Raw genomic sequence first — 13,647 nt, 5'->3', positions numbered from 1 at the left:
GAAGCAAGTCATGCCCCCAGAGATCGATCCGCGACGCAGGGCGTGGTTGTTTGCGGGCGCGTTGGTGCAGATGGTTTCTTTGTTTGGCGTGCAGCCGATTTTCTTCCGGCTGAAGCTCCCCTTGTTGGCGCTTGTCTTCCAACTGCTGGGCATGATTATCTTTTTGGTCTGCCTAGCATTCGGCTGCGGATTGCTGAAACCTGCAAAACCACGCCTAAGCTTGCGAGATTTATTCTGGCTGACGCTGCTTGCGGCGATTGCAATTGGATGGGGCGTCGAGCGCTGGCCGCTGATGCATGAGATGACATCTTCAAAGGGTTATCAACGGTATTATTACCACCACAAAACTCCGGATCCCGCAACGGTCAAGCGTGAGGCGATCTACAAGCACTTGCGGACATTGACAGATGCTGAGTTGCAGGTGCGATTGCGGCAGGAAGCCAACTGGTGGGGAGACGATGAATTCAACGGCTGCCTGGCAGAGTTATTGCGCCGTCGCAACAGCGCAGCGTTGCAGGAACAGCATACGCGGATGTATGAAACCTCGCGTCGTACATTCGGCACCTTTGAAACCTGGCCAGTACTCACGGCTTGGCGACGCAGCGAGCAGCAGCCCGATCCGCTGAGAATTCTGGTCGAAGCTCCCACCACGGCGGACGCTCGGCCACAGATAACCGTGACGATCCAGAACGTGGATCAACTACCAGTCGTGTTTACTGAAAATGGAATTCAGAACCACGACCGGGAAGAGCAACTGCAAGTTTACCTCACTGACGATGCAGGGAAGCGGCAGCCTCTTTCCAATTTCGATGTGACCTATCCCATGCTCAAATTTGGCACCAAGGTCCGTTATCCATCTCGCATTCAACCCGGCGAAAGAAATGCCGCGCCGTTCATAGTCGACATTCGCAAGTACCTCGCACCGCCAGCTACTGGTCAATACAAATTACACGTTGTTTTCAGCAACAAGCTTATCGCAGGCGAGCGCAACTTGGACGGTCTAACGCTGTGCCACTCAGAGCCAATTTCCGTTTGGGTGGAAAACCGCGTGCCTCGGCCGCGTGAGTACTTCGCAGTGTATTCGGTGCTTATCGTGCTCGCGATTATTGCCGCATCGCTCATTTTCTCCTTCTTTCAACGACTGCGACAACAAGCTACACCGGAGGCACCATTACAGCGGTTTGCCGATTGGCGCGGCTATGCTGCACTCGCTGTCGCGCTGCTGCTTACCTACGGCTGGCTGCTCGATGTCCGCCATCTGTCAGCAGAGATCGAACGGCTTCGCCCACACGACGTAGCCGATTGGTCCATCCGGTCTATCGAGTGATGACTGCTCACGTCAAACACAGACTCGCCATCGCGACCTTCACTCGCCAAACAGCCGAAAGTCGCGGGGCTCTTTCGGCGGCGCGCGGTTGATTCACGTCCATTCACCGACTTCGAAGAAATCGGCGACCATGTGACAATCCCCACCTCCAAGGTCGACATTCACAACACTTGTTGCGGATTTCTGAAATTCACAACCAGAACATTGTCAATATGTTGCGCTGAATAGCCCCAAAATTACCACAACACTTTCGTCACAAATACAACAGTTTCACAACGATTCCACCAGCCCGAGCGCCAGCAAAACAACAGTCACCGATCGCCAACCGGCCGGCGATCTCAGTCGATAACCAAATTGTCAATGATCAGGATTCGAAGCACCCTGCATTGTATTCAATTGTACACAAGTTGTCAAGTTGATGCCATGCCGCACCGGCCACCTGGATGAGGCTGTTTTCGATTGGAACTTGGACCTGTCAGAAATCAATAAATGTCGGATCGCTTTGATCCCAACGATGGGGTCGCAAATAGCGATCGATTGTTTCAAGCGGCAGGTATGCCCATGCGGAGAACTCACCGCCTAATCGGTAATTGCACGGCCTAATACGATTGTCTTCGGTGGCAAATGCATAGCCACTTGGATTGACCAGCGCCAAGTAACTCCCCACATACAGCACCGGAATAAGCATCAGCGCAATCGCGACGACCAAGGGTGCATAGGATTCGCGTTTCATGGCTGCTCATTCGGGCTCGGTGGAATGGACAACAGACGTACCGGGACAGCCACATTGCCAGTACGGCGTGACTTCCATACTCGAAACGACTGCTGCCGGATCACTGCGCCGACGGCAGCGGACAGGAGCGCAACAATTGCCATGAGTCGAAGTAAGTCGCTAGTGGTGAATCGCATAGCGGGCGCGAACTGCATAATGACGTATCTCTGCCGATCTCTTCTACTTCTGCCCTACAAGAAAATCACTCTCATCAAAAAACACTCCGCGTCCGCGATCTTGCACCATCAGCGGTGCGATCGACCCGCGAACGCAGGCGAATAAGCGAGCCAGCGAATCACGATCGCAGGTGCCGAAAAGATCGACGTAAGCCAGCTCCGCGCCGCGGTCGTACAGGCAGCCGAAGAGTTGCCAGCGTGCTTCGCCGGGAAGGGAATTCCAGGCCAGTGAGCCGTCGAGTTCGGTGTACAGGCCGGGTAGCTCGCTAATGGCGGCGAGGGCATCATCGAAGGTTCGGCCCCACGGCGCGGTGGCCCAGTTGGTCGGCAGCTCGAGTTCGCCGCGGTCGTTGCGCGCGGAATCAGGCGGCTGGGTGTGGAGCGAAATTTCGCACTTCAAGATCGGCATGAAAAACTCGCAACGCCCAGGCCGAGACGATATTCTGAGACGCAAACCAACCACGGGCGAATCATGCGTTGTTGTCTCTCCATCCTCGTCGCGCTGTTCCTGGCCGCGCCTGTTGCGGCCGACGAAGTTCAGTTCAATCGCGACATCCGTCCGATTCTGTCCGATGCCTGCTTTCCTTGCCATGGCCCCGATGCCAAGAACCGGCAAGCCGATCTGCGTTTCGATCTGCCGGAATCAGCCCTCGCCGCGAGCGATGGCCGGCGAGCGATTGTTCCCCGCGAACCAAAACAAAGCGAACTGATCCGCCGCGTGACGAGTCGCGACCCTGATGAGCAGATGCCTCCTCCCGGCAGTGGTCACGCGCTCTCGCCGCGCGAAATCGAATTGCTCCGCTCCTGGATCGCCGGTGGTGCGAAGTGGGAGAAGCATTGGTCCCTCATTCCGCCAGCGCGGCCATTGATTCCTGCGGTTCCAAATTCACCCGCACAAAATCAACCGCTCGATTCGTTTGTGCTCGCGCGGTTGGAAAAAGAAAAACTACAGCCCTCGCCGCCAGCCGAAGCAGCGACGTTGCTCCGCCGCGCCTCGTTCGATCTCACGGGCTTGCCGCCGACGATGCCTGAGATAAATGAGTTCTTAAGCAACCGCGCGCCGGACGCCTATGAGCAAGCGCTCGATCGCCTCTTGGCATCGCCGCGCTACGGCGAACGAATGGCCGGCCCGTGGCTCGACGCGGCTCGCTATGCCGACACCAGCGGCTATCAAAGCGACGGCGAACGCTTCATGTGGCGGTGGCGCGATTGGGTGATCGACGCTTACAACCGCAACCTCCCCTTCGATCAGTTCACGATCGAGCAACTCGCCGGCGATCTGCTGCCGAATGCGACTCTCGATCAAAAGATCGCGACTGGTTTTCATCGCAACCATCGCGGCAATGCCGAAGGGGGCATCATCCCCGAGGAATACGCCGCCGAGTACGTCGCCGATCGCGTCGAGACAACCGGCACGGTTTGGCTCGGTCTGACGATCGGTTGCTCGCGCTGTCACGATCACAAATTCGATCCGCTGACGATGCGCGAGTTCTATCAGCTGTCGGCATTCTTCAACAACGTGCCGGAAAAGGGCCGCGCGGTGAAGTTCGGCAACAGCCCGCCGTTCATCGCGGCGCCGACGGTGGAGCAGCAAGCGCAGCTGCTCGCATTGCAGAAAAAGTTTCTAGCTCTCTGGCGCGACTGGCGGTCGTTTCGACGCGCGCGCGGACAAGCACAAGCGGAATGGGAAGCGAAAACAGAGATTCAGCTTCCCGATTCATTTACGCCGGATCGATCGCTCGTCAAACATTGGCCCCTGGATGACAAGCCGTTTGCCGGCGATCGTGTGATCGATGCTGGCGACCTCGCCGATTTTAGTTACCTCGACAAGTTCACGCTGTCGGCTTGGGTCAAACTCGCGGACGAGAAGAGTGGCGGCACGATCGTCTCGCGCATGACCGATGTACCCGAAGGAGATGGCTACCAACTGGCCATCGTCGGCGGCAAGCTGCAGTTGAATCTGGTGAAACGCTGGCTCGACGATTCGACGCGCGTGCAAACGGCGGAATCGCTGCCGCGCGGGCGGTGGTTGCACGTCGCTGCGACGTATGACGGCTCGCGCACGGCAGCGGGCATTCAGCTCTATGTCGATGGCAACCTTAGTCGTCCGGAAGTGCTGCTTGACGAACTCAATCAACCGATCAACACCAAGCAGCCGCTGCGCATCGGTGGTGGTGGCGGTCCTGCAGCGAGATTTCGTGGCGGATTGAAAAATGTGCGAGTCGACAACGCCTGCCTGACCGTGGAAGAAATCAGCTGGCTGGCAACCGCCGAGTCGCTGGCCGAAATTCGCCGGATCCACCGAGACGATCGCACCCCAGGGCAAGCACGCAAACTCGAAGCGTATTTTCTCGCGCACGGCGCGAACGACTTCGTGCGCAAAGCCTACCAAGAGCTGAACGCCGCCAGTGACAAAATTGCCGCGTTTGAAGAAACGCTGCCGACCGTCATGGTGATGGAAGAAATGAAGGAGCCGCGCGAGACGCACATCTTGCTGCGGGGACAATACGATCAACCGGGCGAGCGTGTGACCAGCGGCGTGCCGGCCTCGCTCTCAATCTATCCCCAAAATGCGCCGCCGAATCGACTTGGCTTGGCGCAGTGGCTCGTGGCGAAGGATCATCCGCTGACCTCGCGCGTGCAGGTCAACCGCGTATGGCAACTGCATTTCGGCACCGGTCTGGTGAAGACGGCGGAAGACTTTGGTTCGCAGGGCGAATGGCCGAGTCACCCCGAGTTGCTCGATTACCTCGCCATGGAGTTCCCCGCGCACGGCTGGGACGTGAAATGGCTGCAGCGACAACTGCTGACCAGCAGCACATATCGCCAATCGTCGCGCACCTCGCCAGCGCAACTCGAGCACGATCCCGAAAACCGGCTGCTCGCTCGCGGACCACGACAACGCTTATCTGCCGAGCAAATTCGCGATCAAGCCTTGCTGGCCAGTGGTTTGCTCGTCGAACAAATCGGCGGCCCATCGGTCAAACCACTTCAGCCGCCCGGCTTGTGGAAAGAACTGACCGGCGCTGTCGATTACGAACCGGGTAGCGGCGCGGACCTAGTTCGCCGCAGCTTGTACACCTTCTGGAAACGGACCATCGCGCCGCCAAACATGATCGCCCTGGACGCACCGAGTCGCGAGTATTGCACCGTCCGCACTTCGCGCACCAATACTCCGTTGCAAGCCCTCACACTCCTCAATGAAACGACGTTTTCGACCGCAGCCGAAGAACTAGCCCGCGCTGCATTGCGGCGCGACGAAGACGACGGCGCTCGCCTGGTGTGGGCATTCCAGTCCTGCACATCGCGGCAACCGACCTATCAAGACATCGGCATCTTGCTGCAGTCGCTGAAGAAGCAACGAGAACTGCACCCCGGCAATCTGCAGGCCGCCTACACTTCTGTGATGCGCGTGCTGCTCAATCTCGATGAAACGCTCCACAAGAACTAGAGACAACTCGATGGCCAAGAAGAAATCGGCGACCAAGCCCAAGTCCAAAGCGAAACCAAAGGCCAAGTCCGCGGCGAAGAAGTCAAAACACACGATCTATGCGGTAGAAGCGGCGCTCATTCATCTCGCCGCATTCTTGGAACTCGCCGACGACGAGACCGTGGATCCAGACAGCGCTCTCAGCCGCTTGGAAGACATGACTTACGAACTGCGCGGCGCGACAAAAGAAGAAAAAAGTCGCTTGAAGAGCACGCTGCAAGGACTGATCGCCGAAGAGGAGGCGGAGGACGAACCGCGCGAGGAAATGCTGGAGTTTTACGGCGAGTTTTTGCGGGACTTTTCGTAGTAGCGGCCGAAAGTGGGTGTGGATTAGATGAGCTCTAATCCACGTCTCGCTAAGCTGCCGGCCCCTCACCCTATCCCTCTCCCCTGAGTACAGGGGCGAGGGAAAATAACGGAGGCTGCGCCTCGCCAGAGAACTACTTCTGCAGCATCGACTTCACTTGCGTGGCGACGTTTTCGCTGGTGATGCCGAAGTGCTTGTAGAGCAGGTTGAAAGGCCCGCTCGCGCCGAAGCTGTTCATGCCGACGAAGCGACCTTGGAAACCCAGGTAGCGGTCCCAGCTTTGGCGGATGCCGGCTTCGACTGCCACTCGGGCAGTGACCGTCGGCGGCAGGACTTCGTCGCGGTATTGCTGCGGTTGTTCTTCGAACCATTCGCAGCACGGCATGCTGACGAGGCGCACATTCACGCCGTCGGCCGTCAGCTGTTCCCAGGCCTTCATGCCGATGTCGAGCTCGCTGCCGGTGGCGATGATGATCGCGTCGGGCTTGCCGCTCTTGGCTTCGGCCAGAATGTAGCCACCCTTGGCGACGTTCGCGGCTGGGGCAAACTTCGTGCGGTCGATCGTCGGCACGTTTTGGCGCGTGAGGACAACGGCGGCGGGATGGTTAAGCCGATTCATCAGCACGCGGTAGCACTCGGCCACTTCGTTGGCATCGCCGGGGCGAACCACCGACAGACCAGGAATGGCGCGGGCGGCGGCGAGATGTTCGACGGGCTGATGCGTCGGGCCGTCTTCGCCGAGGCCGATCGAATCGTGCGTGAGGACGTACGTTACCGGGCGATGCATGATGCTCGACAGACGGAGGCTCGGACGCAGGTAATCGGTGAAGACGAAGAACGTGGCGCAGTACGGACGAATGCCGGTCAGCGACAAGCCGTTGCAAATCGCGGCCATGCCGTGCTCGCGAATGCCGAAGTGCAGGTTGCGGCCGCCGTAGTTTTCGTGGCCGAAGTGGCCCGCTTCGGGGAACTCGAGCATGGTCATCGTCGACGGCGCCAGGTCGGCCGAGCCGCCGATGAGCCACGGATAATGCTTGGCCAGGCCGTTCAAAACCTTGCCCGACGAAATGCGGGTGGCCATGCCCTTGGCATCGGCGGGGAACACCGGAATGCCTTGGTCGAAACCTTCCGGCAGCTTGCCGGCCCAAATGGTTTCGAGCTCGGCAGCTTCCTTGGCATGCACCTTCTTATATTCGGCAAACTTGGCAGCCCATTCGCTGTGAGCCTTGCCGCCACGGGTGCCGATCCCCTTTTCGAAGTGCTTGCGAACTTCGCCAGGAACGAGGAACTTCTCGGTTTCCGGCCAGCCGTAGGCCCGCTTCGTCAGCACGATTTCGTCTTCGCCCAGCGGGGCGCCGTGCGCATTGTGGGTGTTGGCTTTGTTCGGCGAACCCCAACCGATGATGCTGCGGAGCACCACCAGCGTCGGCTTGTGCTTGGTGCCTTTGAAATTGTCGATCGCCGATTGAATGGCGCCGAGGTCGTTGGCGTCTTCGACGACGAGCGTGTTCCAGCCGAGACCTTGGAACCGCGTGGCGACATCTTCACTGAAGGCCAGTTCGGTTTCGCCTTCGATGGTGATGTTGTTGTCGTCGTAGATCCAGATCAGGTTATCGAGTTGCAGATGGCCAGCGAGCGAAGCGGCTTCGCAGGCCACGCCTTCCATGATGTCGCCATCGCTGCAGAGGACGTAGACGCGGTTTTCGAAAATGTCGAAGCCCGGCTTGTTGTACTTGGCGGCGAACCACTTCGCGCCCATGGCCATGCCGACGCTGCTGCCGCACCCTTGGCCGAGCGGGCCGGTGGTCATTTCGATGCCGGTCGCATCACCGTATTCGGGATGGCCAGCGCAGGGGCTGCCGAGTTGGCGGAAGTTCTTCAGATCGTCGAGCGACAGCGCCGGCTCGTCGTGCTGCACGCCCTTCTTGTCGACCTTCTTCAGGCCGGCAAGGTGAATCATCGAGTACAGCAACATCGACGCATGGCCGCACGACAGCACAAAGCGATCACGGCAGGGCCAAAGAGGATTGGCTGGGTCGAGCCGCAGGTTGTTGTTCCAAATCTGATAGGCGACCGGCGCGAGGGCCATCGGCGTGCCGGGGTGGCCGCTGTTGGCCTTTTGGACGGCGTCCATCGCCAGGGTGCGGATGGTGTTGATTGCCAGTTGTTCGATATCGACGGAAAGCTCTGCCGTTGCCATATTTCGTACGCTGCCCACAGGGCTCTTGAAGGGGAAAATCCCAGCTGAAACTTTGAAAAACAAGCCTGTTACTGTACCGGTCGCCCCGCAAGATCGTCAACGCCTTGGAACTGCGAGCCGCCGCCACAACGACGCTGTTCAACCGCCCGTCGACGTTCCATATCCAATCACCCGAACACCCCCCTTTCATACTCCTAGAATATTGCAGGTGATGCAAAATTTGATTTGTTCCGTAAGTCCTTTTTGCAGAACACTTAAGACCACAAAACGACGGCAATAACGCGCTGCGAATATCGCACTTTATTGCCACCAAACCGGGTGGTCGCAGGCGAGCTTGAACAGGCTGCCAAAACCTGCTTGGCATCACTTCCGCGTCAGACTTGGGCGCACCTGCCGACCGACCATCCGGCCCAACAAAGACACGGCAGCGCGGACAACTCTGGTCTGGCGATGATCTGCCAAAAGAACTTGGCGCGAGCGGCGCAACGGTTAGCTAGAATTTGGCAAATGGCCGAGCCATCCTGCGCCGCGTGCTCAAAGGCCAACGAAGTGGATCTGACTAAACGGGAGTCGCCAGAATGAAACGCGAATCCCGCGCACCCCTGATCTTCGCTATCGTGCTGCTCCTCCTGCCGGTGCTATACGTGGTGAGCTATTTGGCGCTGGTCCGACCCACTGCTTTCTACTCATCGGTCGGTGGGCATCCGTACCGGATGGGCGGCGAATATGCCGAGCGTGTATTCTGGCCACTGGAACAGGCCGACCGCCGAGTGCGGCCGAATTCCTGGCTTGCCGAAGCCAAGGAGTCGCTGGCCCATTGAGGTGGAACTTTGGAACTTTTCCCTTAATTCGGCGGTGTATAAATTTCAGCGGGCCCCGAATGTGGCATGCGGAATTGATCTATGTCCACCTCCCACGCTCCCGGCCTGACCTTCCTGTCGATCTGCTCCAGAGGCCAGTAGGCCACCGGCGCGAGCCTATGAATTGCTCGGTAGTTACTGGGAAAGAGATCAAAGTCGTCGTCTGCAATGTAGGAGCTGCCGCTCACATCGCGATACCATCGCGTTTCAATGGTCCCCTCGGGCACGACCAGCGCGAAATAGCTCCCCACGTACAGCACCGGCAGGAGCGTCAGCACGATAGCGACGACCAGGGGTGCACGGGATTCTCGTTTCATTGGGGCCTATCACGACCTCGCCGTTTTTTTGTAATTTCAGCAGGCGCAACCCTCTGCCTCTGTCCCAAGATTCAAGGTCTCTACAGGTCCTCCCAAAGCTCATCGCCCGGCTGAACCGCTGCCTCAAAATCGTCCCATTCTTCGCTACTTCCTTGGCATACTCACTTTCTGGCGGCCGCGCCTGCCGACTGACCGTCCAGCTCAAGAAAGACACGGCAGCGCGGACAACTCTGGCTTGGCAAGGATCTGCCAAAAGATGCGAGACAAGCGTTCACTTCCCTTTTTCAAAATCGAGTTCGATCAGGGCATAGCGTGTGGTGGCAATTCGGAGATATCGTCCGGCAAACGTGACAGCGAGTGGAGCCCCCGCGTTGTCCGCCAATAACTTGTTCAGATCAACGGTCTGCAGCACGACCAATTTTTTGGTAGTCGCGTCATATCGACAGAGGGAGACACCGCCGTCGTGTTCAGCCACAAATGCGATGCTTTCCCGAGTATCGCCGGCCGCGCACAACCGCGGTGGAATCAAACCATCAATGCGGGTTGCGGAGATGTGCACCTCTTCATCATCGGCAGCGCAATACAGCCCGAGATGAATCAACTCCTTCTTCTCATTGCATTCAAAGAGAGTCGCCTCTCTTGCTCCGCAAGCCACGACCAGTTTTCCATCGCGGGACGATGCGACCTTTCTCGCCGACAAAACCCCATTGCGAACTAGCGGGTCGTTCAAATTTTCTGTCGTCACGCTGAGCGGCTTGAGCGTATCGGGAAAGGCTTGGAAGACGGTCAAATAACCGGTTCCGGTGTCGTCTAGTCCCTGTGTCGCAATGAGCGCCTCGCCATCACCCAACACGCAGGCTGCGGTCAACCGTGGGAGGGGGCAGGTGTGCCAATTTTGATCGCCGTCCCAAGGCTTGCCGCCGGAATCGAGCGTTCCGGTCTTCGAGTTCCATTGCACCACAGAAAACGCATCACGCCTCAGCAAGGCCGCCATGGGACCGGAGGGAAGTGAGAGTACGATGTCGCCTCCGTTGTACCCAAGTCCATTGCTGATTCGAAAGTTCCGTGTAAATCGCAGGTCCTTGAGGCGCTCGAGGTGGGGCTTTGGATCGCGCTTGGCTTCGAAAATCTCCACCGCGTTTCCACCAGTGCCTGGAAGCCAAAAGCGGGAGTTGCCTAAGTTTCCGATGTTGTCGTAAGAATGGCCCTTCGCCACGAGCCCTTCACCGGTTTTTTGTAACTTACCTTCAACCCTGGCAAGCAGTGAAATCTCGGCAGGGCTTTGCAGCACGATTCGATCCGGATCGCGCTCCAGCGCCCAATGGTGCGTGTTGACTGCCCCAAAGTCATCACCTGCTCGCGGAACGAGTGCTGAGATTTTAGGCTCCGCGTGCGCTGGTTTGATCGCCAACGCCACGGCTATCGAAACCAAAATCAACGTCAGTATGCGAGCCATCATGCTTACTCTCGGGAGAGCACGGAACTGAATCCCGCGCCTCAGTCTACCGCGATTCGTAGGGGATTTCACGCGCGCACGTCGCCGCAAATCCGCGACAACCCTTGCGATCGCACCTTTCGCCGCAGCTGCGCATTTCTCGCCCTATTCTTGCCAACAGGTGCTGCCGTCGATTGCCGGGCAGTCCCTAAACCTCTTTGCATTCGATACGCTGATGACACAGGTTTCACTCGCCAGTCGGCTTAGGACGTTTTGCATGTCGATGACTACGGAAAGTGTGGAGACGAAACCGGTCCGCGGCCCGGCGCTGGCCTGGTGGGCGGCGGCGACAATCTTCGTCAGCGCGTTTTTGCTGTTTCAAGTGCAGCCGATCATCAGCAAGATGATTTTGCCGTGGTTCGGCGGCAGCCCTGCCGTGTGGACCACCTGCGTGTTGTTCTTTCAGCTCGTGTTGCTCGCCGGTTATGCCTACGCTCACGCGCTGATCCGTTTCGTGCCGCCGTCGCGCCAAGGCGTGGTGCATGGATTGTTGCTGGCCCTGGCGATCTTCACGCTGCCGATCACGCCTACCGAATGGTGGAAGCCGCATGATGGCAGCTTGCCGGCGCTGCGCATTCTGTTGCTCCTCGCGGTGAAGGTCGGCTTGCCGTACTTCCTGATGTCGTCGAGCGGGCCGCTGGTGCAAGCCTGGTTTGCGCGGGCTTATCCGCGGACTTCGCCCTATCGTTTGTATGCCCTCTCCAACGTCGGCTCGCTGCTCGCGTTGCTTTCGTATCCGCTCTGCTTCGAGCCGCTGCTGACCACGACCACGCAAGGTTGGATGTGGAGCAGTGTGTTCCTCGGCTTTGCGTTGCTCGCCGGTTTGCTCGGCTGGCGCGTGAGCAAGTTGCTCGAAATGAAGACGCTCGATCCCGAAGCGCCGAATCGCGAGATTGTCGAATGCGAAGTCGCTGAAGGAAGTTTGCCAGCAGCAACCGGTGCGCAGCCAAGCGGCAGCTTGATGCTGGGCTGGATCTTGCTGCCGGCGCTCGCCTCGATGCTGCTCCTCGCCACGACCAATCACCTGTGCCAGGACATCGCCGTGGTGCCGGTGTTGCTCGTCGTGCCACTGGCCCTCTATTTGATTTCGTTCATCCTCTGCTTCGATAGCGATATTTGGTATCAGCGCAAGTTCTGGGGGCCGCTGGGTGTCGTCAGCATTTTGTTGCTCTGCGTGCTCATCAAGGGTGCGGGCTGGAAACAAACGGCGCTCCCCGGCGAATCAAAAACAGTAGCCGAAAAGGCTCTCTTTCCGGTCAAGTATGTCGCCCATCACGTAACCGGTTGGATTAATCAATCGGCATCGCCGTGGGCCGAAGAATTTCACAACAACCTCGCCTTTCAAGGTGTTGTTTACGTCGCGGTCCTCTTTATCGTCTGCATGCTCTGCCACGGCGAACTCACCAAGCTCAAGCCGCGGCCTGAGAATCTCACGCTTTATTACCTGCTGATTTCGGTCGGCGGCGCGCTCGGCGGTTTGTTTGTCGCGTTGATCTGCCCGCACATTTTCAAGTTGTCGTTCGAGCTCTCGATGGGCATCGTCTTTGGTTACGTCGTCGCCTGGATTGCGCTGGCCAACGACGGTCGCAACAGCTGGCTCCTCAATCGACAATGGCTGCAGTGGATTTCGGCGTTTGTGATCATGGGCGGCGCGGTGCTTGTCATTGGCAGCACGTATGAAAAAGTCGCCGACAACACGGTCGATATTGTTCGCAATTTCTACGGCACGCTAACCGTGAAGGAACGTCTCGGCGGCGACGACAACGATGGTGACGGCCGCGATGATCGCGATGCCTTCAGCCTGGTGCACGGCGGCATTTTGCACGGCTTTCAATTCACCGAGCAGCGCGGCGAACCGACGACGTACTACGTCTACGACAGCGGCGCCGGTATTGCAGTGGGGCATTACCCGCGCACGAAAGACGCTCAGGGCAAAGACAACGGCATTCGCGTCGGCGTGGTTGGTCTCGGCGCGGGGACGATGGCCGCTCATGCCAAGCGGGACGATGTCTATCGCTTTTACGAAATCGATCCCAAGGTGATCGCGATCAGCGACAAGTACTTCACGTTCCGCAAGGATGCCATCGATCGCGGCGCGAAGTGCGAAGTGGTGCAGGGTGACGCTCGCATTCAGATGGAACAAGAAAAGGATCAGAACTATGACGTGATCGCGCTCGATGCCTTCAGCGGCGATGCGATTCCCGCGCACTTGCTGACCGTCGAATCGATGAAGCTCTACATGCGGCACCTCCGCAAAGACGAGCTCGGCAACATTCAGGGCATTCTGGCGATTCACATCAGCAACCGGCACCTCAATCTGGCCCCGGTCTGTGCTGCTCTCGCGCGGAAGTACGAACTAACGCCGATCAACATCTCCGTTGAGGGGAGCGACATCGACTCCGATGCCTTCACCGGCAGCGATTGGGTGCTGCTAACTCAGAACACCGAGTTCCTAACGCAAGACATCGTCCTCGCCGTTTCGAGATCCCTTGCCGTCGAGCAACAAGACGAAGTTCTCTGGACCGACCAACACAGCAGCTTGCTGCCGATCCTGAAATCGGACTGGGTCGTAAAGATGCGCAAGTGGTGGAAGAAGTAGAGGCGGTCTTTCGCGCGGATAGCATCGATTGCGTCAGCAATCGATGTCGCGCCAGCGAAAAGAGGCCTTGCTGTACGCGTCAGGCTGCAAACGAAGGTTGACTC

General features: G+C 58.3%; 10 protein-coding genes. 5 read left to right on the top strand and 5 right to left on the bottom strand.

Translation table 11 applies throughout. The features are described from left to right. Window positions 1–10: 10 nt before the first annotated feature. Window positions 11–1,327, top strand: a complete 1,317-nt coding sequence (locus M9Q49_RS31130; RefSeq protein WP_254513209.1) for a hypothetical protein — start codon at window positions 11–13, stop codon at window positions 1,325–1,327. Window positions 1,328–1,802: 475 nt separating this feature from the next. Here M9Q49_RS31130 and M9Q49_RS31125 read toward each other — a convergent pair whose 3' ends face one another. Together M9Q49_RS31125 and M9Q49_RS31120 are read right to left on the bottom strand one after the other, a co-directional pair. Continuing rightward, window positions 1,803–2,060, bottom strand: coding sequence for a hypothetical protein (locus M9Q49_RS31125; protein WP_254513208.1), 258 nt, complete (start codon window positions 2,058–2,060; stop codon window positions 1,803–1,805). Window positions 2,061–2,279: 219 nt separating this feature from the next. Then, window positions 2,280–2,684: a hypothetical protein gene (locus M9Q49_RS31120; protein WP_254513207.1), complete on the bottom strand. Its 405-nt coding sequence runs from the start codon at window positions 2,682–2,684 to the stop codon at window positions 2,280–2,282. Between the two features lie 63 nt (window positions 2,685–2,747). Between M9Q49_RS31120 and M9Q49_RS31115 the strand changes: the two genes are divergently transcribed. Together M9Q49_RS31115 and M9Q49_RS31110 are read left to right on the top strand one after the other, a co-directional pair. Further along, window positions 2,748–5,726, top strand: a complete 2,979-nt coding sequence (locus M9Q49_RS31115) for a DUF1553 domain-containing protein (RefSeq protein WP_254513206.1) — start codon at window positions 2,748–2,750, stop codon at window positions 5,724–5,726. A 10-nt stretch (window positions 5,727–5,736) separates the two neighbouring features. Then, window positions 5,737–6,072 (top strand): hypothetical protein, encoded by a 336-nt coding sequence (locus M9Q49_RS31110; protein WP_254513205.1) that lies wholly within the window; start codon window positions 5,737–5,739, stop codon window positions 6,070–6,072. Window positions 6,073–6,205: 133 nt separating this feature from the next. Here the strand turns inward: M9Q49_RS31110 and tkt are convergent, their stop codons facing one another. Further along, a complete protein-coding gene (tkt, locus tag M9Q49_RS31105) occupies window positions 6,206–8,272 on the bottom strand; it encodes a transketolase (RefSeq protein WP_254513204.1) in 2,067 nt (688 codons plus the stop codon). Window positions 8,273–8,850: 578 nt separating this feature from the next. Between tkt and M9Q49_RS31100 the strand changes: the two genes are divergently transcribed. Beyond that, the gene (locus M9Q49_RS31100) at window positions 8,851–9,093 is read left to right on the top strand and encodes a hypothetical protein (protein WP_254513203.1); all 243 of its coding nucleotides are present in this window, start codon (window positions 8,851–8,853) and stop codon (window positions 9,091–9,093) included. 23 nt (window positions 9,094–9,116) lie between these two features. On the opposite strand, the gene M9Q49_RS31095 is transcribed toward M9Q49_RS31100, so the two are convergent. Next, window positions 9,117–9,449 (bottom strand): hypothetical protein, encoded by a 333-nt coding sequence (locus M9Q49_RS31095; protein ID WP_254513202.1) that lies wholly within the window; start codon window positions 9,447–9,449, stop codon window positions 9,117–9,119. 271 nt (window positions 9,450–9,720) lie between these two features. Then, window positions 9,721–10,905, bottom strand: a complete 1,185-nt coding sequence (locus M9Q49_RS31090; RefSeq protein WP_254513201.1) for a hypothetical protein — start codon at window positions 10,903–10,905, stop codon at window positions 9,721–9,723. A 256-nt stretch (window positions 10,906–11,161) separates the two neighbouring features. Between M9Q49_RS31090 and M9Q49_RS31085 the strand changes: the two genes are divergently transcribed. After that, window positions 11,162–13,543 carry a fused MFS/spermidine synthase gene (locus tag M9Q49_RS31085; RefSeq protein WP_254513200.1) on the top strand — a complete coding sequence of 794 codons (2,382 nt, stop codon included), beginning with the start codon at window positions 11,162–11,164 and terminating at the stop codon, window positions 13,541–13,543. The last annotated feature ends 104 nt before the right edge of the window (window positions 13,544–13,647 follow it).

It is taken from the genome of Anatilimnocola floriformis (assembly GCF_024256385.1).
In the GTDB taxonomy this organism is placed as follows: Bacteria; Planctomycetota; Planctomycetia; order Pirellulales; family Pirellulaceae; genus Anatilimnocola; species Anatilimnocola floriformis.
This window is presented reverse-complemented; position numbering and strand designations above follow the sequence as displayed.

What these genes read in the sequence shown, in the direction of transcription:
- M9Q49_RS31095 (WP_254513202.1), bottom strand. Translation starts at nt 9,449, where the DNA reads ATGAAACGAGAATCCCGTGCACCCCTGGTCGTCGCTATCGTGCTGACG.
- M9Q49_RS31130 (WP_254513209.1), top strand. Translation starts at nt 11, where the DNA reads ATGCCCCCAGAGATCGATCCGCGACGCAGGGCGTGGTTGTTTGCGGGC.
- M9Q49_RS31100 (WP_254513203.1), top strand. Translation starts at nt 8,851, where the DNA reads ATGAAACGCGAATCCCGCGCACCCCTGATCTTCGCTATCGTGCTGCTC.
- M9Q49_RS31090 (WP_254513201.1), bottom strand. Translation starts at nt 10,905, where the DNA reads ATGGCTCGCATACTGACGTTGATTTTGGTTTCGATAGCCGTGGCGTTG.
- M9Q49_RS31115 (WP_254513206.1), top strand. Translation starts at nt 2,748, where the DNA reads ATGCGTTGTTGTCTCTCCATCCTCGTCGCGCTGTTCCTGGCCGCGCCT.
- M9Q49_RS31120 (WP_254513207.1), bottom strand. Translation starts at nt 2,684, where the DNA reads ATGCCGATCTTGAAGTGCGAAATTTCGCTCCACACCCAGCCGCCTGAT.
- M9Q49_RS31085 (WP_254513200.1), top strand. Translation starts at nt 11,162, where the DNA reads ATGTCGATGACTACGGAAAGTGTGGAGACGAAACCGGTCCGCGGCCCG.
- M9Q49_RS31125 (WP_254513208.1), bottom strand. Translation starts at nt 2,060, where the DNA reads ATGAAACGCGAATCCTATGCACCCTTGGTCGTCGCGATTGCGCTGATG.
- M9Q49_RS31110 (WP_254513205.1), top strand. Translation starts at nt 5,737, where the DNA reads ATGGCCAAGAAGAAATCGGCGACCAAGCCCAAGTCCAAAGCGAAACCA.
- tkt (WP_254513204.1), bottom strand. Translation starts at nt 8,272, where the DNA reads ATGGCAACGGCAGAGCTTTCCGTCGATATCGAACAACTGGCAATCAAC.